Source organism: Pseudalkalibacillus sp. JSM 102089 (assembly GCF_041366475.1).
Classification (GTDB): domain Bacteria; phylum Bacillota; class Bacilli; order Bacillales; family Guptibacillaceae; genus Guptibacillus; species Guptibacillus hwajinpoensis_B.
Genome location: NZ_JBEWYW010000018.1, coordinates 1 through 24201 on the forward strand (window position 1 = coordinate 1; position 24201 = coordinate 24201).

General features: G+C 39.2%; 27 protein-coding genes and 2 tRNA genes. 24 read left to right on the forward strand and 5 right to left on the reverse strand.

The window, feature by feature from the left end; translation table 11 throughout:
• The first annotated feature begins 399 nt into the window (after positions 1-399).
• From ABVF21_RS21380 to tsaD, 8 genes are all read left to right on the forward strand, one after another.
• Positions 400-1539 (forward strand): trans-sulfuration enzyme family protein, encoded by a 1140-nt coding sequence (locus ABVF21_RS21380; protein WP_283153174.1) that lies wholly within the window; start codon positions 400-402, stop codon positions 1537-1539.
• A gap of 240 nt (positions 1540-1779) precedes the next feature.
• A tRNA-Met gene (locus ABVF21_RS21385) sits at positions 1780-1856 on the forward strand.
• Positions 1857-1987: 131 nt separating this feature from the next.
• Positions 1988-2063 (forward strand) — tRNA-Asp (locus ABVF21_RS21390).
• 184 nt (positions 2064-2247) lie between these two features.
• Positions 2248-3234, forward strand: a complete 987-nt coding sequence (thiL, locus tag ABVF21_RS21395; RefSeq protein WP_371018931.1) for a thiamine-phosphate kinase — start codon at positions 2248-2250, stop codon at positions 3232-3234.
• A gap of 9 nt (positions 3235-3243) precedes the next feature.
• Entirely contained in the window at positions 3244-3714 is a 471-nt protein-coding gene (gene tsaE / locus ABVF21_RS21400; protein ID WP_226616879.1) for a tRNA (adenosine(37)-N6)-threonylcarbamoyltransferase complex ATPase subunit type 1 TsaE, read from the forward strand.
• A complete protein-coding gene (gene tsaB, locus ABVF21_RS21405; RefSeq protein ID WP_303536376.1) occupies positions 3695-4390 on the forward strand; it encodes a tRNA (adenosine(37)-N6)-threonylcarbamoyltransferase complex dimerization subunit type 1 TsaB in 696 nt (231 codons plus the stop codon). Before tsaE ends, tsaB begins: the two co-directional genes overlap by 20 nt.
• A gap of 10 nt (positions 4391-4400) precedes the next feature.
• Positions 4401-4859, forward strand: coding sequence for a ribosomal protein S18-alanine N-acetyltransferase (gene rimI / locus ABVF21_RS21410; protein ID WP_194222486.1), 459 nt, complete (start codon positions 4401-4403; stop codon positions 4857-4859).
• The gene (gene tsaD, locus ABVF21_RS21415) at positions 4849-5865 is read left to right on the forward strand and encodes a tRNA (adenosine(37)-N6)-threonylcarbamoyltransferase complex transferase subunit TsaD (RefSeq protein WP_303536378.1); all 1017 of its coding nucleotides are present in this window, start codon (positions 4849-4851) and stop codon (positions 5863-5865) included. Before rimI ends, tsaD begins: the two co-directional genes overlap by 11 nt.
• A 329-nt stretch (positions 5866-6194) precedes the next feature.
• On the opposite strand, the gene ABVF21_RS21420 is transcribed toward tsaD, so the two are convergent.
• Complete coding sequence (locus ABVF21_RS21420) at positions 6195-8117, reverse strand: ABC-F family ATP-binding cassette domain-containing protein (RefSeq protein WP_303536380.1); 1923 nt, start codon at positions 8115-8117, stop codon at positions 6195-6197.
• 263 nt (positions 8118-8380) lie between these two features.
• On the opposite strand from ABVF21_RS21420, the gene moaC reads away from it, so the two are divergent.
• From moaC to tatC, 4 genes are read left to right on the forward strand one after another with little or no spacing between them, the layout of a single operon-like run.
• A complete protein-coding gene (gene moaC / locus ABVF21_RS21425; RefSeq protein WP_303536383.1) occupies positions 8381-8863 on the forward strand; it encodes a cyclic pyranopterin monophosphate synthase MoaC in 483 nt (160 codons plus the stop codon).
• Between the two features lie 45 nt (positions 8864-8908).
• Positions 8909-9541, forward strand: coding sequence for a redox-sensing transcriptional repressor Rex (locus ABVF21_RS21430; RefSeq protein ID WP_194222549.1), 633 nt, complete (start codon positions 8909-8911; stop codon positions 9539-9541).
• Between the two features lie 24 nt (positions 9542-9565).
• Entirely contained in the window at positions 9566-9748 is a 183-nt protein-coding gene (locus ABVF21_RS21435) for a twin-arginine translocase TatA/TatE family subunit (RefSeq protein ID WP_194222482.1), read from the forward strand.
• A gap of 20 nt (positions 9749-9768) precedes the next feature.
• Positions 9769-10536 (forward strand): twin-arginine translocase subunit TatC, encoded by a 768-nt coding sequence (gene tatC, locus ABVF21_RS21440; RefSeq protein WP_194222481.1) that lies wholly within the window; start codon positions 9769-9771, stop codon positions 10534-10536.
• Positions 10537-10564: 28 nt separating this feature from the next.
• Here tatC and ABVF21_RS21445 read toward each other — a convergent pair whose 3' ends face one another.
• Entirely contained in the window at positions 10565-10789 is a 225-nt protein-coding gene (locus tag ABVF21_RS21445) for a YdiK family protein (protein WP_303536388.1), read from the reverse strand.
• On the reverse strand, positions 10786-11496 hold the full coding sequence (locus ABVF21_RS21450; RefSeq protein ID WP_371018932.1) for a CPBP family intramembrane glutamic endopeptidase: 711 nt from the start codon (positions 11494-11496) through the stop codon (positions 10786-10788). The genes ABVF21_RS21445 and ABVF21_RS21450 overlap by 4 nt, the downstream gene beginning before the upstream one ends.
• Before the next feature lie 338 nt (positions 11497-11834).
• On the opposite strand from ABVF21_RS21450, the gene groES reads away from it, so the two are divergent.
• Positions 11835-12122, forward strand: coding sequence for a co-chaperone GroES (gene groES, locus ABVF21_RS21455; protein ID WP_048313430.1), 288 nt, complete (start codon positions 11835-11837; stop codon positions 12120-12122).
• A gap of 43 nt (positions 12123-12165) precedes the next feature.
• A complete protein-coding gene (groL, locus tag ABVF21_RS21460; RefSeq protein ID WP_194222478.1) occupies positions 12166-13809 on the forward strand; it encodes a chaperonin GroEL in 1644 nt (547 codons plus the stop codon).
• A 108-nt stretch (positions 13810-13917) separates the two neighbouring features.
• Here the strand turns inward: groL and ABVF21_RS21465 are convergent, their stop codons facing one another.
• Entirely contained in the window at positions 13918-15129 is a 1212-nt protein-coding gene (locus ABVF21_RS21465) for a tyrosine-type recombinase/integrase (protein ID WP_371018933.1), read from the reverse strand.
• Positions 15126-16115, reverse strand: a complete 990-nt coding sequence (locus ABVF21_RS21470; RefSeq protein WP_371018934.1) for a hypothetical protein — start codon at positions 16113-16115, stop codon at positions 15126-15128. The genes ABVF21_RS21465 and ABVF21_RS21470 overlap by 4 nt, the downstream gene beginning before the upstream one ends.
• Positions 16116-16250: 135 nt before the next feature.
• On the opposite strand from ABVF21_RS21470, the gene ABVF21_RS21475 reads away from it, so the two are divergent.
• The 10 genes from ABVF21_RS21475 to ABVF21_RS21520 all read left to right on the forward strand — a co-directional run bounded on the left by ABVF21_RS21475 (position 16251) and on the right by ABVF21_RS21520 (position 24170).
• Positions 16251-16442 carry a hypothetical protein gene (locus ABVF21_RS21475; protein WP_371018935.1) on the forward strand — a complete coding sequence of 64 codons (192 nt, stop codon included), beginning with the start codon at positions 16251-16253 and terminating at the stop codon, positions 16440-16442.
• 50 nt (positions 16443-16492) lie between these two features.
• Positions 16493-16699 (forward strand): helix-turn-helix domain-containing protein, encoded by a 207-nt coding sequence (locus tag ABVF21_RS21480; protein WP_371018936.1) that lies wholly within the window; start codon positions 16493-16495, stop codon positions 16697-16699.
• Positions 16700-16741: 42 nt separating this feature from the next.
• On the forward strand, positions 16742-17590 hold the full coding sequence (locus tag ABVF21_RS21485; protein ID WP_371018937.1) for a bifunctional DNA primase/polymerase: 849 nt from the start codon (positions 16742-16744) through the stop codon (positions 17588-17590).
• A complete protein-coding gene (locus ABVF21_RS21490) occupies positions 17580-19373 on the forward strand; it encodes a YfjI family protein (RefSeq protein ID WP_371018938.1) in 1794 nt (597 codons plus the stop codon). The genes ABVF21_RS21485 and ABVF21_RS21490 overlap by 11 nt, the downstream gene beginning before the upstream one ends.
• A 446-nt stretch (positions 19374-19819) precedes the next feature.
• Positions 19820-20242: a helix-turn-helix domain-containing protein gene (locus ABVF21_RS21495; protein ID WP_371018939.1), complete on the forward strand. Its 423-nt coding sequence runs from the start codon at positions 19820-19822 to the stop codon at positions 20240-20242.
• A gap of 606 nt (positions 20243-20848) precedes the next feature.
• Positions 20849-21286, forward strand: a complete 438-nt coding sequence (locus tag ABVF21_RS21500; RefSeq protein WP_371018940.1) for an ATP-binding protein — start codon at positions 20849-20851, stop codon at positions 21284-21286.
• 402 nt (positions 21287-21688) lie between these two features.
• A complete protein-coding gene (locus ABVF21_RS21505) occupies positions 21689-22333 on the forward strand; it encodes a hypothetical protein (RefSeq protein ID WP_371018941.1) in 645 nt (214 codons plus the stop codon).
• A complete protein-coding gene (locus ABVF21_RS21510) occupies positions 22281-22721 on the forward strand; it encodes a hypothetical protein (RefSeq protein ID WP_371018942.1) in 441 nt (146 codons plus the stop codon). Before ABVF21_RS21505 ends, ABVF21_RS21510 begins: the two co-directional genes overlap by 53 nt.
• 3 nt (positions 22722-22724) lie before the next feature.
• Complete coding sequence (locus tag ABVF21_RS21515) at positions 22725-23453, forward strand: hypothetical protein (protein ID WP_371018943.1); 729 nt, start codon at positions 22725-22727, stop codon at positions 23451-23453.
• A 513-nt stretch (positions 23454-23966) separates the two neighbouring features.
• Positions 23967-24170, forward strand: coding sequence for a helix-turn-helix domain-containing protein (locus ABVF21_RS21520; RefSeq protein ID WP_371018944.1), 204 nt, complete (start codon positions 23967-23969; stop codon positions 24168-24170).
• Positions 24171-24201 lie beyond the last annotated feature (31 nt).

A 24201-nucleotide genomic window follows, 5' to 3' on the forward strand; every position in this document is an offset into this window, starting at 1 on the left:
CATGAGGATCTGGCATCGCGCAGCTGACGAAGAAGTTCGCCGCTTATCGCGCCCCGTATGAGAACACGGAAGTTAAGCTCGAGCGCCGATGGTAGTTGGGGGATCTCCCCCTGCAAGAGTAGGACGTAGCTGGGCAATGAAGAGAAGCGAGAGACCTGTGGGTTTCTCGCTTTTTTGTATGGTTTTTTTACGTTCGCGGAATTAATCTCAAATTCGCGGAATTATTTAAAATATCGCGGAATAATCGCATGCGAGTAAGCATTTTAATTCTATTTAGCCAGAACGTGGTGCTTAACAAGAATAATTAATTGAAAATTTCGAACCGTATTTCTTGAAATTACTCTCTAGAACACGTACAGTTAATGAAAAAGAATTTTATTAAGGGGAAGGGGAAAATAAATGGATTTTCATTTTGATACAAAAGCAGTACGTTTTCCACGAAAGACGAAAGCAGATACAGTTAGTAAGGTTCAACCGATTTATCAAACCTCTGCCTTTGTGTTTGAAGATCTCGATGATTTGGAATCTTTTTATGAAGGTAAAAAAGACTATTTGTATACGCGTGTTAGCAATCCGAATACAGATGATCTTGGAATGGGTGTAGCAGACCTTGAGGAGGCTCCTAAAGGCATTGCAACTTCTTCAGGTTTATCTGCTATTCTTGCAGGAGTACTTGCTGTTGTTAAGGCTGGCGACCACATTGTGGCTTGTGAAGATCTATACGGAGGTACATACTCTCTTTTTAATGAAGAACTCCCTGACTTCGGCATAGAAGTTTCTTTTGTTGATTTTACTGACATAGAAAAAATTGAGCATGCCATACGTCCAAACACAAAGTTACTTTATACGGAATCAGTAACAAACCCACTATTAAGAGTAGAGGATCTAACCCTTCTTAAAGAACTTGGTGAAAAGCACGAACTAATTACAATGATAGATAATACGTTTGCTACTCCGTATCTTCTTCAACCTTATCAAGTTGGAATTGATCTGGTTGTACATAGCGCAACAAAATACATTGGCGGACATAGTGATGTAACAGCAGGCGTACTAGTAGGCAGAGAAGATCTTATGGCTAAAGCAAAAGCCAAAGTGATTAACCTTGGTGCTAACCTTAGTCCATTCGAAGCGTGGCTAGGGTGCCGTGGGTTAAAAACGATGAGTGTACGAATGGAACGGCATGTTAGGAATGCTGCATTTCTTGCAAGCCAACTGAAAGACGTTAAAGGCATAAAGAATGTATATTATCCAGAATATGTAGCTGAAAGAGGATCTGGGGCAATGGTTTCCATTGAATTAGAGGATGCAACCGATGTGAAAACGTTCTTCAAGTCACTAGGATGGGTGAAGATTATACCGACTCTGGCTGGATTAGATACCACCGTTTCTTATCCCATTGCCACCTCCCACCGAACAGTACCTGAAGATACTAGACAGAAGCTGGGGATCAACAAGCAGCTCGTCCGTATTTCTGTAGGAATTGAAAACGAAAATGATATTGTAGAAGCATTCAAAAATGCTGTGGAAAAATCCCTCTAATAGGGGGTTTTTTTCTTTTTCTCCTAAAGGTTGCATTCATTACATTTATCTGGTATAGTAGTACTTGTGTCCGAGAGACATATTAAGTTCTTTTTTATCGTCGCGGGGTGGAGCAACGAGCGTTACTTCAATGAGACAACATCGAGTTGTTTCGACGGATACGCATCGTAGCATAATCTTGCAGAGGAAGAAACAGTGCACTGTATAAAGAAGCAGGCACAAATTATTTTTTTATATCGTCGCGGGGTGGAGCAGTTCGGTAGCTCGTTGGGCTCATAACCCAAAGGTCGCAGGTTCAAATCCTGCCCCCGCAACCAAAAATTTACCTACGTCGATTAATCTTCCTTGTTAAATTTTTATTGTAGTCCCTTTAGGGGCAACCTAAACTGATAACTTGGTATTATTTCTCACAATCGTAAGTGTATATTGTTCAAACATTGCATAACTTGGTCTCGTGGTGTAGCGGTTAACATGCCTGCCTGTCACGCAGGAGATCGCGGGTTCGATTCCCGTCGAGACCGCCATTTCTAATAGAGCGATAGAATCGCTTTTTTTTTATACTCTAAAATCGTTTTTTTTCTATAAACCTTAGGAAAAATAGAAGTTTTTCTAAACAAACATGTGAATTTGTCGTTAAGTAAGATAAACTGATAGAAAAAGCACCTTAGGATGAAATTCCTAAGGTTTTTTTATAAAATAGAAAGAGAGATGAGTTTGGTGAAAGATGAATTTGCATTTATTCAATCCATTAAGCCAGCTTATACATTTCGTGAAGAATTGATTCAAGGGATTGGAGACGATGCTGCTCTTTATCGTATTGGATCAGACTGGGATGAAATCGCCTGTGCAGATACAATGGTGGAAGGAATCCATTTTAAAAAAAGTACGCTCTCCCCTTTTCAAATTGGCAGAAAAGCGCTTGCCGTCAATATAAGTGATATCGCTGCTATGGGCGGAATTCCGATGTTTTACCTTGTATCGATATCAGTACCTCAGACAGGCTGGTCGTCTAAGCAGCTAAAAGAAATTTATAAAGGTATGAAAGAAATTGCTGATGATTATGAAATAGATATGATCGGCGGAGATACAGTCTCGACGCGAAGCGATCTTCACATTGCAATTACTGTGATTGGTAAAATCGAGAAAGGACGCAAACTTCTGAGAAGTAATGCGCGAGCTGGAGATATTGTCTTTCTTACTGGACCTGTCGGTGGGTCTGCAGCAGGACTTTCTTCTTTGCTTAAAGGGGAAGGGAATGAAGCCCCTTATGTAAAATATCATCAAGAACCTAGTCCACGAATAAAGCAAGGACGTATTCTCGCAAAAAGTGGGTACCGGATTTCATTAAATGATGTTAGTGATGGAATTGCAAGTGAGTCCCATGAGTTAGCTGAAGCAAGTGGCGTTTCTATTATATTGAATCAGGATACGATTCCGGCTCCTGAGGGCTTCGATGCTTATTCTTCCTTTCAGCGGTTAGAATGGATGTTAAATGGTGGAGAAGATTATGAACTTATCGGAACGGTTGCTGAGGAGAATTGGGAAAAGGTTGTAGAACTTTTCGAGGCGCACGATGAAGAAATTTATCGGATTGGTTATGTAGAGGATAAGCGAACAAGTGTATGGATGAATTATAAAGATCAAAAATTCAAACTGGACAAGAAGGGTTACAATCACTTCTCGTCTAAGGAATAGGTGATGACCATGAGTGGATATGCTTTCATCATGAAGTCTCCAGATGAAACGATGGAGTTTGGTAAAAAGCTTGCAGAAAAGCTTAAGCCAGGCAGTGTATTAACACTTGAAGGAGATCTAGGTGCTGGCAAGACAACATTTACAAAAGGAATCGGAAAAGGACTAGGCGTTACGAAAGTGGTAAACAGCCCGACTTTTACGATTATCAAAGAATATGAAGGTACAATTCCTCTGTTTCATATGGACGCATATCGTCTAGAAGAGAGTGATGAAGACCTTGGTTTTAGCGAATACTTTGAAGGTGAAGGGGTCACTGTAGTGGAATGGGCAAAATTCATACAGGATATGCTTCCAAAAGAACTTCTCAGAGTTGAAATTTATCATCAAAGAGAATCAGAACGTCGGCTAATATTGAGACCCTTTGGTCCTTTTTATGAGTCGTTATGTAAGGAGTTGCAACATGAGAGTACTAGCCATTGATTCTTCGAATTATTGTATGGGTGTCTCCGTTATGGTGGAAGGCACGATTGTTGGAGAAATCATAACAAATATAAAGAAAAACCATTCGGTTCGGTTGATGCCTGCTATTGAGCAATTGCTAGAAGAGGTTCAATTAAAGCCTACTGACCTTGATCGTATTGTAGTAGCTGAGGGACCAGGTTCTTATACAGGTCTTCGTATTGGCATTAGTATTGCTAAGACGCTTGCTTGGACATTAAACATTCCACTTGTGGGTGTTTCAAGTTTAGAAGTCCTGGGCCAGAACGGCCGTTATTTTTCTGGAGCCATTATTCCCTTTTTTGATGCTAGACGAGGACAGGTCTATTTGAGCGTATATCGAGCAAATGGAACAGAAGTCGAGAGAGAAACCGACGATCATATCGTCCTATTTGAAGACTGGTTGAAAGAGAATAAAGATCGCTATGAGCGCTTCTTATTTATTAGTGGCGATTTAAATCTGCACAAGGAACAAATCGAAGCGATTTTAGGAGAGAAAGCAACTTTTGCACCGAGTAGCAGTTTGAATGCTCGTCCTTCTGATCTTGCAAGATTAGGGTCTTGTAAAGAACCGGTAGAAGATGTCCATCAGTTTACACCAAACTATGTAAGAATGGCTGAAGCTGAAGCGAAATGGCTGGCTTCACAGAAAAAGTAGGGGATTAACGATGAATGAGACGGTATCGTTTCGATCGATGACGATTGAAGATATAGAAGCTGTCATGCGAATTGAGCATGCAACGTTCCCTACGCCTTGGAGCAAATCCGCTTTCTATAATGAAATTGTAATTAACCATTTTGCTACTTATCTATTGCTCGAGGTTGGGGAAGAAATAGCGGGATATTGTGGTGTGTGGGTCATCATCGATGAAGCGCATATTACAAATATAGCGCTTCATCCGGACTATAGGGGAATGAAGCTAGGAGAAGCACTACTTAAGAAAGCCATTCATTTTGCGAAATTACGCGGAGCGTTGACCATGACTTTGGAAGTTCGCGTATCTAATAAAGTTGCGCAAAACTTGTATCGGAAATTTGGATTTGAAGAAGGCGGCATCCGCAAAAATTATTACACTGATAATCATGAGGATGCGCTAGTTATGTGGGTGAATTTTAATGGAAAATAAAAATGAATTAATACTAGGTATTGAAACGAGCTGTGATGAAACGGCAGTAGCGATTGTAAGAAATGGGAAAGAAGTTTTGGCCAATGTCGTGGCTTCTCAAATTGAAAGTCATAAACGGTTTGGTGGGGTTGTACCAGAAATTGCTTCAAGACATCATGTGGAGCAGATGACGCTGATTTTAGAAGAAGCATTGGACGAGGCAGACGTTACGATGGACGATATTGATGGAATTGCTGTAACGGAAGGCCCAGGACTAGTGGGGGCACTCTTAATAGGTGTGAATACAGCAAAAGCACTTGCTTTCGCTCATCAAAAACCACTAATCGGTACTCATCATATTGCTGGGCACATATACGCAAATCAGCTTGTAGCAGAGCTAACATATCCATTGCTTGCTCTCGTCGTCTCTGGGGGCCATACAGAGCTTGTTTATATGCCATCTGAGGGTGAGTTTGAGGTAATAGGAGAAACGCGTGATGATGCAGCGGGTGAGGCCTATGATAAAGTAGCAAGAACGCTTCAGCTACCTTATCCAGGCGGACCCCATATTGATCGACTAGCTGCGGAAGGCGAGGAATCCGTCCCTCTTCCTCGTGCCTGGCTTGAAAAAGGTTCTTATGATTTTAGTTTTAGTGGCTTGAAATCCGCGGTTATCAATACTGTTCATAATGCAAAGCAAAGAAACGAAGAGTTAAAGCCTGAGGATCTTGCGGCAAGTTTTCAAGCTTCGGTCGTAGAAGTTCTTGTAACTAAAACTTTACGAGCAGCAAAGGAGTATGGAGTGAAACAGGTTGTACTTGCTGGTGGTGTAGCTGCTAATAAAGGACTTAGAAGTTCTTTAACAGAAGCATTCAACGACAGTGAGACAGAGCTTGTGATTCCGCCACTTTATTATTGTACTGATAATGCAGCTATGATTGCAGCGGCTGGAACGATAGCTTATCGGAAAGGGAAGAGATCTAGCTTACAACTTAACGCAAATCCGGGATTAGAACTGGAAATCTAATCCCGGTTTTTTTATTTGAAGAAAAGTCATCCATTTATCAGAAAGCTAAACAGACGTTTTTTCATGTTTAAGGAGAGGTATTTTAATAAGAACAGTTATCCACATGATAGTGGATAATGTGGATATAAGGAGAGGAAAGGGGTTCTTTCGCGTTTTTTTGGGAAGTGGTCATTTTGTGGATAATTGGTTATCGTCCTGTGGATAATGTTGATAGTTTTTACGAAATTAGTCATAACAGGTGATTAATTGTGTATAAGTGTGTGGATAGTGTGAATATGTCGGAAAATTCTCACCTAATAAAAAAACAGTCCACTGTGGACTGTTTTTTATTATGCTTCTTGTAATTGCTCCCATTCTTCCATGAGAGTTTCCGTTTGATGACGAAGATGATCCATTTCTTCATTTAATTTCATTACTTTTTCATGATCTTCAAAAATTTCAGGAATGCAAAGCTCTTCTTCTATTTCTGCGATGCGAACTTCAGCATTGTCGACCTCTTTTTCAATTTCTTCAATTCGTCTTTGCATTTGTCGTTCCTGGCGCTTCGTTTCCTTATCCTGTTGAAAGGTTGATTTAGCAGATGGAGCATCTTGTGTGATATTGTTCTTTTGTTGCTCAAGCGCTGCTAATTCAGCAAGCTCTTGCTTTTTCTCAACATAGTAATCGTAATCACCTAGATAAGGTGTTACGCCATCAGTTGAAAGTTCAATGACGCGCGTCGCGATTCTGTTAATAAAATATCTATCGTGCGAGACAAATAGAATTGTACCAGGAAATTGAATAAGTGCTTCTTCAAGAATTTCCTTACTATCTAGGTCAAGATGGTTTGTTGGCTCATCCAGTATTAGTAGATTTGATTTTTGCATCATCAACTTGGAAAGCGCTAGACGCCCTTTTTCGCCCCCACTTAAATCAGAGACATTCTTCAAAACGTCGTCACCAGTGAAAAGAAAACGTCCTAAAACTGCTCTAATATCTTTCTCATCTGTTAGTGGGAAGTCATCCCATAGTTCTTTCAACACGGTTTTATTCGAGTGAAGATTGGTTTGTTCCTGGTCATAGAAGCCAATTTGAACATTGCTACCATAGTGAATATCACCATTGAGGAGAGTTTCACCTGATACGATCGCTTTAAGTAGAGTTGATTTCCCAATTCCGTTTGGCCCTACAAGCGCAACACTCTCTTGGCGCTTCAAATCAAATGTTAGGTTTTCGTTTATGGTGTTATTTGGATAGCCTATCGCTAGTTCTCTCAGCGTTAAGACATCGTTACCAGTTTGCTTATCGATCCCGAACGTAATATTAGCAGATTTCTCGTCGCCTTTTGGTTTATCTAGTCGCTCCATTCGATCAAGTTGCTTGCGACGACTTTGGGCTCGTTTCGTAGTTGAGGCGCGAACAATATTCTTCTGAACAAACTCCTCAAGCTTGGCAATTTCTTTTTGTTGCTTCTCAAACTCTTTTAATTGCTGTTCATACCGCTGTTCTTTTTCATCAAGGTAGTAACTGTAATTACCTTCAAATCTCTCCGCACGATGACGTGATACTTCATAAACTTTATTTACAATTTTATCGAGGAAATAACGGTCGTGAGAGACGATTAATAAGGCCCCAGAATAGTTTTGAAGATAGCCTTCAAGCCAAGTAAGTGTTTCGATGTCCAGGTGATTAGTGGGCTCATCTAGAATTAGTAATTCTGGTTTTGTTAGTAAAAGCTTACCAAGCGCAAGGCGTGTTTTCTGACCACCACTTAACGTTGAAATTTTTGTGCTGTAATCAAAGTCTTTAAAGTTGAGTCCGTGTAAAACCGTACGAATGTCTGCTTCGTATTTGTAACCGCCCTGATCTTTAAACGCCACTTGAAGTTCATCGTATTCTTTTAAAATTCGTTCGTATTCAGTTTCATTCTCGTAAACATCAGGATTGCCCATCTTCTGCTCGTAACTCCTGAGTTCAGATTCCATTTTCCGCAAACGATTAAAGACGCCAAGCATTTCTTCCCAGATTGATAAATTTGATTCTAAACCTGTATCCTGCGCCATATAGCCGATGGAAACACCTTTCGGCTTAATAATGTCTCCTGAATCATAGGAAAGCTGACCTGTTATCATTTTAAGAAGGGTGGACTTGCCTGCGCCATTACGTCCGACAAGTGCTACACGGTCTCGTGATTGTACTTCTAATTTAATATTCGATAAAATGGTATCAGCACCAAATGATTTGGTGAGTCCATTAACTTGCAATACGATCATGTTCTTTCACCTCTATTTCCTTCCTTAAATCCGTGAAAAACGGTTAGTAAGGAAAGGTTATTTCCTGGTGTATCACCGATAGTTCGGCATTATCCGAGTTTCCTTTAAGTTTACCGCAGAGAGGACGAGCTGAGCAACTAAAGGAATGTGCATGAGTTAACAAAAAAAGTCATCAAAAAAACAGCAAAATCGAAAGAAATGGTGTATAGTCACAAGTAGCAGCATTATCCTTCTATCATCTTCGGATGAGGAAAGGGGCAAATATGAGTTCATTTACTCACTTTAATGAAGAAGGCCGCGCAAGAATGGTCGACATTTCTGATAAAACTCCCTCCGTTCGGACTGCAACAGCACGAACGAGCGTAAAGGTGAGTGAAGACATCTATTCTGGTATTCAATCAGGAACGATGAAGAAAGGCGATGTGCTTCAAGTCGCTCAAATTGCCGGAATTATGGCAGCAAAAAAAACATCTGATCTCATCCCCATGTGTCATCCGATAGCGCTTTCTGGCGTTGACCTTCATTTTAACTGGCAGGAGAAATCGCAAGCCTATGAGCTAATTATTGAGGCTCATGTGAAGACGAGCGGAAGTACTGGCGTTGAAATGGAAGCGCTGACGGCAGCCTCGGCAGCAGCATTGACGGTATATGATATGTGTAAAGCGGTGGATAAAGGCATCGTTATCGGGGAAACCTATCTTGTTACTAAAACAGGAGGTAAAAGCGGGGATTATGCGCGCGAATAACGTGACGATGGAGCGCGGAGATCAATATGGAGGTAGTGTATGGATATTGATCAGACAAAAATTCCGCAGGCGACAGCAAAAAGACTGCCGCTCTATTATCGATATTTAAAAAATTTAAGTGCATCAGGTAAACAACGCGTTTCGTCAGCAGAGCTTAGCGATGCCATCAAGGTCGATTCTGCTACAATTCGAAGAGATTTCAGTTATTTTGGTGCTCTTGGTAAAAAAGGCTATGGGTACAATGTTCATTATTTGTTATCCTTTTTTAGTAAGACGCTTGATCAGGATGAAACGACAAAAGTCGCGCTTATTGGTGTAGGTAATCTTGGAACGGCTTTCCTGCACTACAATTTCATTAAAAATAATAATACAAAGATCGAGCTTGCTTTTGACGCAGACTCTGAAAAAGTAGGACAGGAGATTGGTGGCGTTCCAGTCTATCATATCGACGAGTTTCAAAAGCGGCTGAGAGAAAATGACGTTTCCGTCGTTATCTTAACCGTACCAGTTCATGTTGCTCAATCGATTGCCGATCAGATGGATCAAACAGGAATAAAAGGAATATTAAACTTTACGCCGGCGCGATTAACGGTGCCGGATCACATTCGAGTGCATCATATTGATCTTGCAGTTGAGTTACAAGCACTTGTTTATTTCATGAAACATTATCCAGTATAACGACATGTTAAGGAGGTGACACGCATGGGAATGGGTGGCGCAAGTATCGCTTTAGTTGCTGTGGTTGCTTTAATTATTTTTGGACCTAAGAAATTACCTGAACTCGGTAAAGCTGCAGGAAATACGCTTCGTGAATTTAAAAATGCAACAAAAGGTTTAGCGGATGATGATGATGAACCAAACGAAAAGAAAAATAACGACAAGTAATCGGTTAGGACGGATAGTGAATGGAGGATCAGAAGCAATCCATCTATGATCATTTAGAAGAATTAAGAAAACGGATTATTATTACAGTCGTTTTCTTAATTCTTTCCTTTATTGCGGGGCTGTTTCTGGCTAAGCCAGTCATTGTGTTCTTGCAACATGCTCCTGAAGCGCAGGGTATACCGATGAACGCGTTTCATCTGACTGACCCGTTGAAAGTGTATTTCAGCTTCGCTTTTTTAATTGCTTTTATTATGACATCTCCACTGGCGCTTTATCAGCTGTGGGCATTTATTTCACCAGGATTATTTGAACACGAACGGAAAGTGACACTATCGTATATTCCCGCAGTGTTTATTTTGTTTCTTGGTGGTGTATCCTTTTCCTACTTTGTTTTATTTCCTTTTGTCATCGATTTTGTAGGGAATCTTGCTCAAAGTCTTAACATACAAGAAATGTACGGAGCGAATCAATATTTCAGCTTCTTGTTTCAATTAACGCTCCCATTTGGGTTTGTTTTTCAGTTACCAGTCATCGTTCTTTTCTTTACAAGGCTTGGTATGTTAAATCCAGCTATGCTTGTACAGATTCGAAAGTATGCCTATTTTGTCCTTCTTGTTATAGCGGGGATGATTACACCACCTGAAATCATTTCACATCTTATGGTTACAGTACCGCTGTTACTTCTGTATGAATTTAGTATCATTGTGTCACGATATGGCTACCGTAAAAGATTGCAGGCTGAAGCAAAACGGATTCTTGAGGAAGCTCAGGAAGAGAGCAATAATTAAATGCAAATAAAAAGCGATAGGGGAAGCCCTATCGCTTTTTGTTATCATCTTTTTTCTTTAGTTCCGTTATCCTTCTTTTCAAGACGAAGAAACGAATAGCATAAACAAAATCTACTGTAGCGAGAACCATCAGCAGAATGGTATAAAAACTCCATATTTCCCCGTTACTACTAGCGCTTTGAATCGCCAGGTAGGTGAAGAGGGAGCCAAGTCCCAAGTAGAAAAAACCCATTACAATTGGTGAAAGTTTCATGAAAAGAGTCCTCCAATAAACGATTGCATCTCGTTCAGCTGCTTTTCCATCTCCATAATATCATCAGCAAAATAGACGTTAATTAATACAACAAATGTATTCATCGTCATATGAGCAATGATTGGTACAATCAGACGCTTCGTTTTTACATAAAGAAAAGCGAAGGTGAGTCCCATTGCCGAATAAATAAGAATATGAGAAAAGTCAAAATGAATCGCTGCAAAAATAACAGAGCTGAGTATGCCGGCAATCCAAAAATTAAATCGTTTGTATAACGAACCGAAAATAACTTTTCGGAAAACAATTTCCTCAAGAATTGGTCCGATAATTGATGTCACAATAATAAAAACAGGTGCCGCTTTTGCGACTTCTATCAGCATTTCTGTGTTTTCAGAACCAGGATCAATCCCAAATACGTTCATTTCGATCATTGCAGCAATAATTTGGGAAGCATAAGCCATGAATACGCCTAGAATGCTCCATCCAACCGCCTGACCAGGAGAGACGCGCGTTGAGCGTTCAAAAGGGACGTCCGGAGTGAAGCGGAGAAGAAATAGCATGATAATCAGTGCTGTCAGAAAACTAAACACAGACCAAGTGACGACTGGATCAGGGATGTTTAACTCCTGAAGTAGGGGAACGCCTACTAATCCTGAGAGCTGCATTACAATATAAGTAATCAATATAGTCCAATAATGTTTGGCCAAGAAGCATAACTCCTTTTAATGGTTTGCATGCCGTAAATGGCATTTTGCATACTCGTATTAGTTTAACACACTTTCTTAAGGGAATGCCGTTCATAAGACTTCGTATAACTATTTCATATAGCTATATCGAATATAATCGAAAAACAGGCCATAAGTCTTATCAGTTTATGTCACATGGTGACGAGTTAAGGAGAAAAGAAAAAACTGAAAAAAAAATCAACTTAAGTACTTGCAAAAGAATAGTGAATTATTTATTATATACATGTGTTAGCACTCGACGATGGTGAGTGCTAAAAAACGAATCAAACCATAATTTCCATCTGAGGAGGGTGTTTGAGTTGTTAAAGCCTTTAGGTGATCGAGTAGTCATCGAACCAATTCAATTAGAAGAAAAAACGTCTAGTGGGATCGTACTTCCAGATTCTGCGAAAGAAAAGCCACAGGAAGGTCGCGTCGTTTCTGTAGGTAGCGGTGCACTAACTGATGGTGGAGAGCGTGTAGCTCTTGAAGTATCAGAAGGCGACGCTGTTATTTACAGTAAGTATGCTGGTACTGAAGTGAAGTATGACGGTAAAGAGTATTTGATTCTTCGTGAGAACGATATTCTTGCAGTCGTAGGTAAGTAAAAACAAAAATAAAAAGCACTACATACATTTAGGAGGGTAACAAATGGCAAAAGATATTAAGTTCAGTGAAGAAGCCCGTCGCGCAATGCTTCGCGGTGTTGATTCTCTTGCGAACGCAGTTAAAGTTACACTCGGACCAAAAGGACGTAACGTTGTCCTCGAGAAGAAATTCGGATCTCCACTTATCACGAATGATGGTGTAACGATCGCGAAAGAAATCGAGCTTGAAGATGCATTCGAAAACATGGGAGCAAAGCTTGTCGCTGAAGTAGCTAGCAAAACGAATGACGTTGCCGGTGACGGTACAACAACTGCAACCGTTCTTGCGCAAGCTATGGTACGTGAAGGTCTTAAAAACGTAGCATCTGGTGCGAACCCAATGGTTATCCGTAAAGGAATTGAGAAAGCAACTAGAGCTGCTGTTGAAGAGCTTAAAAACATTTCTAAGCCAATCGAAGGCAAAGAGTCAATCGCACAAGTTGCGTCAATCTCTGCTGCTGACGAAGAAGTAGGTCAATTGATCGCTGAAGCAATGGAGCGCGTTGGTAACGACGGCGTTATCACTGTTGAAGAATCAAAAGGATTTGCTACTGAGCTAGAAGTAGTAGAAGGTATGCAGTTCGATCGTGGATATGCATCTCCTTACATGGTTACAGACTCCGACAAAATGGAAGCTGTCCTAGAAGATCCTTATATCCTTATCACTGATAAGAAAATTGCAAGCATCCAAGATGTTCTTCCAGTACTTGAGCAAGTGGTTCAACAAGGTAAACCACTTCTTATGATTGCTGAAGACGTTGAAGGTGAAGCACTTGCAACACTCGTTGTGAACAAGCTTCGCGGAACGTTTAACGCAGTAGCTGTTAAAGCTCCTGGCTTCGGTGACCGTCGTAAAGCAATGCTTGAAGACATCGGTACACTTACTGGCGCAGAAGTGATCACAGAAGATCTTGGTCTTGACCTTAAGCAAGCGAACATGACTCAGCTTGGTCGCGCTTCTAAAGTTGTTGTAACGAAAGAAAACACAACAATCGTTGAAGGCTCTGGCGAAACAGACAAGATTGCTGGTCGCGTAAACCAAATCAAAGCTCAGCTAGAAGAAACAACTTCTGAGTTCGATAAAGAAAAGCTTCAGGAACGTCTTGCTAAGCTTGCTGGCGGCGTAGCTGTCATCAAAGTTGGTGCGGCAACTGAAACTGAATTGAAAGAGCGTAAACTTCGCATTGAAGATGCTCTTAACTCAACTCGCGCAGCGGTTGAAGAAGGAATCGTATCCGGTGGTGGTACAGCGCTAGTGAACGTCGTTAAGGCTGTTCAAGCTGTAGAAGCTTCTGGAGATGAAGCAACTGGCGTTAAGATTGTTCTTCGTGCACTAGAAGAGCCAATCCGTCAGATCTCTCACAACGCTGGTCTTGAAGGATCTGTTGTGGTTGAGCGCCTTAAAGGCGAGAAAATCGGTATTGGATTTAACGCCCTTACTGGTGAGTGGGTAAACATGGTTGACGCTGGTATCGTTGACCCTACAAAAGTAACTCGTTCTGCTCTACAAAATGCAGCATCCGTATCTGCTATGATTCTTACTACAGAAGCAGTAATCGCTGATAAGCCTGAAGAAAATGCAGGCGGCGGTGGCATGCCTGATATGGGCGGCATGGGTGGAATGGGCGGTATGGGCGGCATGATGTAATCATCCGCTCATAATCCCCTTTATAATAGGGTTTGAAAGGTCTTATACCCCTTAGATATCAACTAGGGGTAACGAACGAGTAACATTTTCTTGAATAAGGACCTAAAATTAGAGGTTTTCCATGAGTTCTCTGAACTTATGGGAGGCCTCTTTTTTCATTTTTTTTGTTACGTGTAGGTAAACATTTTTTGTCGTCGATTCGTCTTTATGCCCTAACCGCTCCATGATTTGCGGAAGACTTACTTCTGCCTCGGCTAAAAGAGATGTGTGAGTATGTCGTAATGAGTGAGGAGTAAGATCTGTATTTAATCCAGCTAGTTTTAACAATCTCGTCATACGGTTTTCCACTTTTTTAATATAAAGCGGGTAACCTGGCAATTCATCATCAACACTTGCAAAAACAAAGCCTTGGTCATGGTATATGTCTCTATGCAACATGATTGTTTCCTTTTGAAGTGCTTTATGCTTTTTTAATTCACTAATCACAGTTTCATCAACATCGATTACACGAACAGATGTGGTAGTTTTAGGTGGTAGCAGCTTATATTCCTTTCTATTATTAGTGGGGTTGTAATAAGTTTTAAAGATACTGATAGTTTGTTCTTCCATATTAATATCTCGCCATTTTAAGGCACATAATTCACCAGACCTCAATCCCGTATAGCTTAGTAATAGGAAGATAGGATAGTCTTGATCTAAACCCAATTTGTCTGCAACTTGAAGAAAATGCTTTAGTTCTTGTTTTTCAAGATATTTCGGTAAATCCTTTTTTCCTTCCAATTCCTCAATTGTCTTCTGATATCTTGGAACATGGGTGAATTCTGTAGGGTCTTTTTTCAAAGTCCCTAATTCTACAGCCTTTCTAAAAATCATTCTACCTGTACGATGTGCTCCGTCTATGGTGTTTTGGGCATATCCTCTATTCTTTAAGTCATTTATAGCGTTTTGGTATTGCTGTCTGGTAACTGTTTTTAATTTTAATTTGGAAAAATAATCTAAGAGACGCTTGATTTCATGTTTACGTATTCGAACGGTACTCTCTTTTACATTCCCGCTTCCCTCATAGATAGAAAGCCACTCATAAGCAAAATCCTTAAATGTCATGTTGGATTCTTCGATATATGTCCCCTGATTTAATTCATTCTTAAGAATTGCAGCCGCCGCTTCGGCTTCTTTTTTTGTACGGAAACCACTTTTTTTCTTTTGTTTTCTTTTTCCGGTTTTTGGGCCGATACCTATATCCTCGATGTATGCCCAGCTTGCTCCACACTTACATTTCTTACCCTTGCATTTACACCGTGGTCTATAATAATGAGTCATAGTCTATCCCTCCGTTTGCTGTTTAACCGCTCTCTGTACGCCTCTTGCTTACAAGCATCCGAACAATACTTTTTACGTCTAGATTTGATAAAGGGTAAGCCACAGCTTTTATTTCCGCAAATAAATATATTCTTATCATCGTTAATCTTCTGCCACAAATCGTAATAGATTGCTGCCAACAAATAAGGTGTATATCTTTGTTCAAGAACTTTAAAACCTTTGGTAGAAGGATTACGAATTAGATCTCCAACGCCTAAATGAATTCCATCTGATATGTGGGAAGCCAATACCTTAGATAAGGTGTATTGTCCGATTTCTAACATTGACTTTTCCTCCATATCTTCCGGTAGCATAAGAATTTGCTCACCTTCCGTCCAATAGACAAAATAACGATCCATCGTTGTTCTATCTTCAGCCAGTGAGCCAAACCTTCCACTGTGCTCTTTAATTTCAATTAACTCATCAACCCGATCATCAAAGCTTTTTCTTACAACATCATATAGCTTCAAGATTTGGCGAACTTCATTTATATGCCAAAACCACAAATCGACAGGTTCAATTACGCTAAACCCGTAAGCGTTGTAAATGAAATGAGGTTGGAAGATAGTCCATACTAACGAGCTTTTGCTGTTTACCTGTTCAGTGTCCGGGGGTTTTACTCCCAACAACCCATACTTTTGTGAGAATGCTTCAATATCTTTTATGTTTTTTAAATGTGAGAATTCATTTATAAGACCATCGATATTAAATACAATTTGATGTGATTCTCTTTCTGTTCCTGCCAGCTTTAAAGCTAACGACAATTCATGTTCCATACCTCTACTCATAGCCTTACTCCAATTATTCACACTGTTTCTTAAGATTTCTTCAGAAGCGTGTCCCACTTGTTCTTCTTCAATAATTAAACGTTTAACGTTGACCAATTCCACAGGATATACATTTATTACTATATTTTGATCAGTAAGTGGATATTGATAGTCCGACAAATTAAATCCCACCTTTTTTAAAAAAGTTACGTTTTGTTACGATATATAGGTTAATAAACAATATTTAACGTAACAAAATGCGTTATGATGATTATATCACCACCACCAACACATAACAACGTAAGGAGGAAAAAAATGAATTATTTCAAAAGAAATTTAGAGATAAGAGAAGCTAAAGGGTCTATCCCTAATTGGTTAGTAGCTGAAAAGTTAGGGATACATGAAAATTCATTTTACCGACTGTTAAGGCAAGAACTACCTGAAGAGAAGAAGGAAGAAATTTTAGGTGTAATCGAAAAAATAAAGTGGGGTCAAGAGGATGAGTGAAAGAGTGCTTTTATTTTTTGAAATTAATTCTTAATAGGAGGTGTGAATTAATGGGAGAACCTAAGCTGCCAGAAATTTTAACGGCTAAAGATATCGCTCTTTATTTAGGGATTTCTAGACGCCGTGTTTATGAGCTTTTACGTATGAATGAAGAAGCAGGCGGAATTAGATGTATTCAAATTGGTTTAACCAAGCGGGTTGAAAAAAAGGACTTTTTTCATTGGATTGATCAGATGAAAAATAAAGAACCGCAGTAATTTGCACATGATTATAAATGATGGAGAGAGGAGGAGGATAAGTTGACTACAGACGTTATGTCACGAAATGGAAAAACCGCTCAAGCATACGCCAGTAAACTAGGCTGGGCAGTTTTCCCGCTTCATACACCTATTGATAAAAGCTGTTCCTGTAATAATCCAAATTGCAGGAGTATAGGGAAGCACCCCCGAATAAAAAACGGTTTAAAGGCTGCGACAACCCAAATAGATATTATAAGAAAATGGTGGAGGCAATGGCCATCCGCTAACATTGGTGTAGTCACAGGAGGGGATAGTGGTTTTGTTGCGTTAGACGTTGATCCCAGGCATGGTGGCGATGATTCACTACGTAAGCTTAATGATAAATACGGTCAGTTTCCTGCCACAATTGAAGCTATTACAGGAGGAGGCGGAAGCCATATATTATTTAAGAATATAGGATATATCAAAAACCGAACCAATATATTACCTGGCCTAGATATTCGAGGGGATGGGGGATATATAGTTGTATCTCCTTCCCTACATCTAAGCGGTAATAAATACGAGTGGGAATTATCAAGCCGACCACTTGAAGTACCGTTAGCAGAAATGCCCAATTGGCTGTTACAGAAAATAACTGAACCAATACAGGAGCCGAAAAGAAAGCCTGATTGTTATTGGTTAGAAGTCATCCAAGGCGTAGGAGAAGGTGAGCGTAATACGTCCGCCGCCTCCTTTGCCGGGTACTTGCTAAGACATGGGATATCAGCACCTGTAGCCTATGAATTATTACTTTTATGGAATGAGAGAAATAACCCACCTGAATCTGTTGAGGTTATAGAAACCACCTTCAATAGCATCTTAAATGCAGAATTGAAGCGGTTGAAGGGAGGGAAAAAGTTTGGGCCTTAACACTGCATTAATTACAGAATACGAGGCTGTAAAAGAGGCAAAGAAAGAGGAAAGAAAGTCCTCGGGTTATAGAGAATGGGGAGCTCCCGTACCATTTGATGAATATACACTTCCCGACTTTCCAATAGAGGTAATTCCAGAATGGTTGCGGGAATACGTGAAGGGTGTAGCAGAATCAACCCAAACACCAGTAGATGCCCCGGGAATGGCAGCTATATCTGTTTTATCGACTGCATTAGCCCAAAAATTCTATGTTCGGTTGACAGGGGAATGGAGTGAATCTTTAAACACATACTCCATTTTAGCATTACCCCCTGGTAATCGAAAAAGTTCTGTCTTTAAGGCATTACAAGAGCCAATTACCGCCTTTGAGAGAGGGGAAAGAGAACGTTTGTCAGTGCAGGTAGCAGAACAAAAAGCAAAGTTTAAAGCAAATCAAAAACGACTGGAACAGCTTGAAAAAGAATATGCCAAAAATGGAGATCAAACCACTTTGAAAGAAATTGTTTCGTTAGCGAACGAAATTGAGAATGAAGAAATATTATCCTTACCCCGCTTTATAACCGAGGATGTGACACCAGAAAAATTAGCAGACTTAATGGCAGAGAACCATGAAAAAATGGCATTATTGTCAGCAGAAGGTGGGGGAATATTCGGCATCATGGCCGGGCGGTACGCTTCAGACGGAAAAGCAAATCTTGAAATATTTTTAAAAGGTTTTAGTGGAGATTATTGTGCTGTTGATCGGATGGGCAGAGAGACAAAAGTTCTGAATGAACCTGCATTAACTATTGGACTTTTCCTTCAACCGGAAGTTGTTCAAGGTGTACCTCCAAGCTTTCAAGAACGAGGATTAATGCCGAGGTTTTTATACTCATTTCCTCGTTCACTGGTTGGACACCGTAAAATCACACCGCTGCCAATAGAAGCAGATATAAAGAGTCGCTATCTATTGAACATTAAAAAGCTATTACAAATGGATACCCATGAGGCTGTCCCAATCACATTTAGCAACAAGGCTAGAGAGCAAGAGGAAAGGTTAAGAGGAGAAATAGAAAAAATGTTTTTAGATGGGGGTGATTTATCGGAAATGAAAGAATGGGGCAGTAAATTAGCTGGACAAATTATCAGGATTGCGGGATTGCTCCATGTTGCCCAACATATTCAAGCCTTAACATTGGAAACATCAAATATGAAGTTGGTACCAAGGCAAATACATGAAGAAACATTCACCAAAGCATGTCAGCTTACCAGTTACTTTATAGAACATGCCAAGGCCGCTTATGGATGTATGGGAGCTGATGAACGTGCTCAAGATGCAGAGTATTTACTGAAAGTAATTAAGCGACAGGATAAGCCAGTTGTTGAATACCGAGAAATTCAAAACCTTACTAGGAAAAGGTTTAAAAAAGCCATGCATTTAAGGTCTACATTTTTTGAATTGGAGGAGAGGGGTTACCTCTATCAGAAGCGGGAAGGAAGAAAAATTGTTTGCGAGGTTAATCCGTGTATTCTAAGTTCTCACAAAAATGCCCACAGTACCCACAAGCACAAAGAAAAGTCAGTAGATAAAGAAAAAGGACGTGGGAAGTCATTAGCCACTTCTACTCACAATACCCACGAATCAGTTGATGAGGATTTAAATGCGGGTAACGTGAATGAAAGTGTACAGGGTGGATCCACACAACAAAACCAACAGGCGCAAGGGATTAAGTCAGAAGTGGGTAATGTGGGTAAAAATCCAAGGATAGAAAACGAAGATGATGAGGACTTGATTATCTAATGGAAGCATAGACTGTTATCCGATCAGCCGAGCAAGCAGGGTGTGAATTAACGGCAGAAGGTGACTGTATTCGAATTATAAACGGCAAACAACTCCTTGATCCACTTAAATCCAGTATGAAATATTATAAAAGTGATATATTGGCCATACTCAAAAGGAATAAAAAAGCAAAGGAAGCGGGTTTAATAATTGGTGTTCCTGGAATGGTATATACGGTTACTATAAGTAATATAAGCAGCGTCTACGTTGAATGTATAAATGGTATATGGAAAGCATGGAGGGAAACACACTACCCGACTCAAAAAAAGCCTGTCAGTACAAAGATAATTGCCACAGGTAGCACGTTTAATTATGTTATTTCAAAATTGAAGCGATACCTTGAATATATTATTCAAAAGAAGGAAGAATGAGAGTTTTGGCGGATACTATTAAACGAGGTGAAGATAATGAAAAATAACAAAACAAAACAAACGTTCATTGAATTAAGAGCGGCTGGATATAGCTTTGACCATATTGCCAAACAGTTAGGTGTCGCTAAATCAACTTTAATTGACTGGTCTAAGGAGTTTCAACATGAGATAGCCAATTTAAAAGCTATTGAAATGGAATCCCTACAAGAGCAATATTACGTCGTAAAAAGAGCCCGTATTGAAATTATTGGGGATCAAACCAAAAAGCTCAAAGAAGAGCTTATAAAGCGTGATCTTGGAGATATACCGACTGAAAAGCTGTATGATCTCCTACTTAAATATATGCAGTGGTTAAAGCAGGAAGAAGTGGAGCCCGTTTTTCAAAGACAGAAAGAGGATGATGTAGAAGATATGATAAAAAACACACTTACAACAGTAGAACGGTGGAAGGCGAACTAAAACCCGACTAAAATTGACCGATATTGTAGGCAATTTGTATGCTTTATGTCTCTATCAATGATAATTAAGCACTCTTAACGGGTGCTTAATTATATCTGGGAATTATTTTAAAGTAACCACCTTATATACGACCCAAGCCCTTTGTGGTTTCGGTTGCTTTTTTATTTTATAAACTTCAAATAAAATTTCAGCGCTAGGAAAATTTTCAACTGGTTGACCAACGCACAGTCCTTTCGCTCCTACAGGCTCTCAACCATTTTGGTTGGGGTCTTCTTTAAATTCGAATATGACTTTTGACCACGTAATGATTATATATTCATCAATCATAGTTCGATGTACCATTGGAACTTCTGCGCTGTTTGCTCTTTTAAATAGTCTGTTACGTGCGTGTAGATGTTCATTTTCATTTGGATATCTCTGAACCCAGCCGCTCTTGAACCTCTTTAATGCTTGATCAAGACTCAAATAGGAGGGATGCATGTGTATGTCGTAGTCCATGGATAGTAATCTTGTGAAAGTTGAACTTTTTAATAATGATATTAAGCTTCTCATTTAAGTAGGCTAATCTAATATTGGGTGAAATTTTGCAATTGGAATAAATGTTCCATGTGCTTAAATAGAGAAGCCTTTAATTATTATCAAGAAAGAAGCTTAGCCCAGAGAAAACTTTCTATACAGGAAAGACTTACTAGAGAATATTATTACAAAGGGTATGAAGATGTATTTCACTTCAAAAAAATTTTAGATTCAAACAATATGACACATAATCTTTTGATCATGGGAAATCCGGGAACCGGTAAAACACATTTATGTGTACCGGTTGCAAGTACACATAGAGACAGTGGCTATACAGGTGGTTTTTTAACTACGGGACAATTACTTGCTAAAGTTAAACCGACTTACAATAATGCATCAATAAATACAGAGAAAGCTGTTATTAGTGACCTTAATGAAGTTGATATTCTAATCTTAGACGATCTAGGCTCAGAAGCAATGGGAGGAAATGAGGATTGGAGAAAAACTATGATTTTTGAAGTGGTATAGAGCCGGAGTGGTAAAACGACTATCTACACAAGTAACTTGACAGATAGAGATCTGCCCGCCACTGTGGGAGTAAGAGTCTCTAGTCGTTTACACAATAATACCAAATTTATTGACCTCTTTACAGATCTAGAGAAACCGGTGGGGAAAATAGGATAATCAGTATTTATTGATAATGGAATTTAAAGTATTAGTTTAATGAGAAAAATTATTGGGAATTTAGATAGGGCAGAAGGGTTTTTCTATGAATAAAGAGAACTATTGTTAATATGTTTAAAGACAAGGGTATTTTTGTTCTCGAAATTCCCCATAATAATTAATGCGATGAGAACACCTTTTCCCTTGTGGAGTAATAAACTATATTGTAAGATGTTGTAAGTACATTTTTATTTTGGAGGTTTACATATGAATATCAGAGAATGGTTTGGTTACACAGGCGAATATAATAAGGAATCAAGTATCAACGCATGCATAGATGGACTTTTAGAAATGTATGCAGAAGCCATTAAACAGTATTTTTCTGTCGACCATGCTCAAAGCTTTCATGATATTCAAGACGTAGATCGTACTAATTTAAATAATGGCGAAATATTATTTCTAGATTGGTTAGAAGAAAAAGGATTCCCTTATTTAGTAAGTCTTGCTAACAAGCACTTACCTGATGATGAAGAATTGATTGCACAAATAGATTATGATAAGTATATTCTTGAAGAAGAAATGGACTTTGAATTTCCAGAGGATGTTCGTTCAAGTTTAATAGCAGTAGTTACAGACATGCCCGAGTATATTCAATCCTCTTTAGAAGTTTCGGTCACTGTAAATGTTAATGAATTTTGGGATGATTGGAGCACATGGGTAACTGAAACTCAAACAAGTGATTTCGAATGGTCTTATGAAAACACAACTCATTATGAAATAAAAGGAAATGAATATCTTGTGTCGAATTATAAAGAGTCCGCAAAAGCGGGCTCTTTATTTTTATACAGGGGGTACTTTAATGGAAACTTTGGACTATTACAAATTGATAAGGAATCATGTTCAAATCTATAAGGCTGAGCTTGTCTCAATGAATTGTTTAAAGCGATATGTAGAAAAGAAGAGTGAAAAGAGTGAAGTGCAAATATTATTGAGTCGTGAAGTGAATTTGGTTACAGAAAAGCGTGTGGAAATAATTTTGCACTCAATAGTAAGTATTCCAGATGGTCCATTTGAGTTTGATATTGTATACAAAGGTTTTTGTGGAACAAATGCCGAGTTGGATAGCGCCCAATTGGAACAGTATGCTTATGATCAGGTTGTTCCTTTATTACTTCCTTATGTAAGGGAATGCGTGGCTAGTACTATGGCTAGAATGGGATTACCAATTTTTACTCTACCTACAATGGATGTTTTAGACGCTATTGAGGCGAATAGGACTCCAGAAGAAGAGCAGGAATAATTTTTGGCTAAGTTAAACTTAGGGCGTATTTCATTTACACGAACTGATTTTTCTATACCTAGCCACATAGAACAGTTTGGTAAAGATTACGCAGATCATTTTAAAACACCTCGTAACTATGTTCCTCAGTTTTGTAAATTGATACAAACATCAAAGCGGTGGGAAATGGCCAATTTACAAGCTAAATTAAAGTATTGGGAATCAAATTTTTCCCGTATTGGTAGAGTAGAAAAGATTATCGATTTAGTAAAAAGAAGTTTTAATAGTTGTCAATGCGATGATGAAATAAGTGATCTAAGGGGTGTAATGGTTGAAGCGTTGATCATTGGTAGAAATGGAGGATCGGCTATACTCACTAAACAAAATTATGGCTGGGGTGCACGAGTTGATCTTCATTTGCCTACTGAAACAGTTGCAGTGAAATATAACTGCTTAACCCCTCAGTCTCAAGGTTGTAGAAGACGATCTACAGTTGATTTTGGTTATTGGGATGGAATTCATGGTCAGTTTTATGAGTGCAAAGCCCAGCCCAGAGGTATTGGGTGTAAAGAGGTAAAGTATATGCAGAAGTTGAAACATGAGTTGGAGCAAGAAGAGATAAGCCATGAAATCTTTTTTGTGTGCGCTGCTCCTCATGAAGAGGTGAAAATACGACTTGAAGAAGATTTTGGTCTCAGACCAATATATCATCCTTTTGGCATTGAAGATATTAGATCGATGATGGGGGCTTGATTTTTAATTTAATGGAATGTTAACAAAAGGACTCTTCCTCATTTGAGGGGAGAGTCCTTTAAATCCTTATCTTAGGGGAAACTTAAAACTTTAATGCATGGGATAACGCTTGATGATCAAACAACAGCGGGATGTATAGGTTGTATCCCGGGGATAAAAATATTGTTCTCAATTCATCATCTGAAGAGAAGCGTTTGTCTTAAACAATGCGGTGTTAACTCTTCATTCAGTCAAGCGATCTTAAGCAACCTTTTCATACGGTCTCGTACATTTTTAAGCGTGAAGAATACCTGTACCATAAGTAACTGCGAAGTTAACATTGAAAACTTTAACACCGATATAACAAGAGAGGCAAAAAAAACCACTTTAAGCATTTATTATTTAATGTTGGAGTTTAAATATAGTATTCATACCTAACACGACCTTACATTATTGTAAGGTCTTCTCTATTTTTCGTTTGATAAAGTGATATAATATGACTATCTTTTTTTACATAGCTAAGGAGGACTTGGTATGGTTATAAGCTATGATAAATTGTGGAAGCACTTGATTGACAAGAAAATCAATAAAACGGAGTTGAAGGAGCAGGCTGGAATCACTTACAACATATTAGCTCGCCTAGGAAAATGCCAACCTGTAAATCTAGAAAGCTTATATAAAATTTGCAAGTGCCTCGATTGTAAGATTGGAGACATTATGGAATTTGAAATAGAATAAGCGATTTTGTGGAAAATAGGGTGAAGGGGCT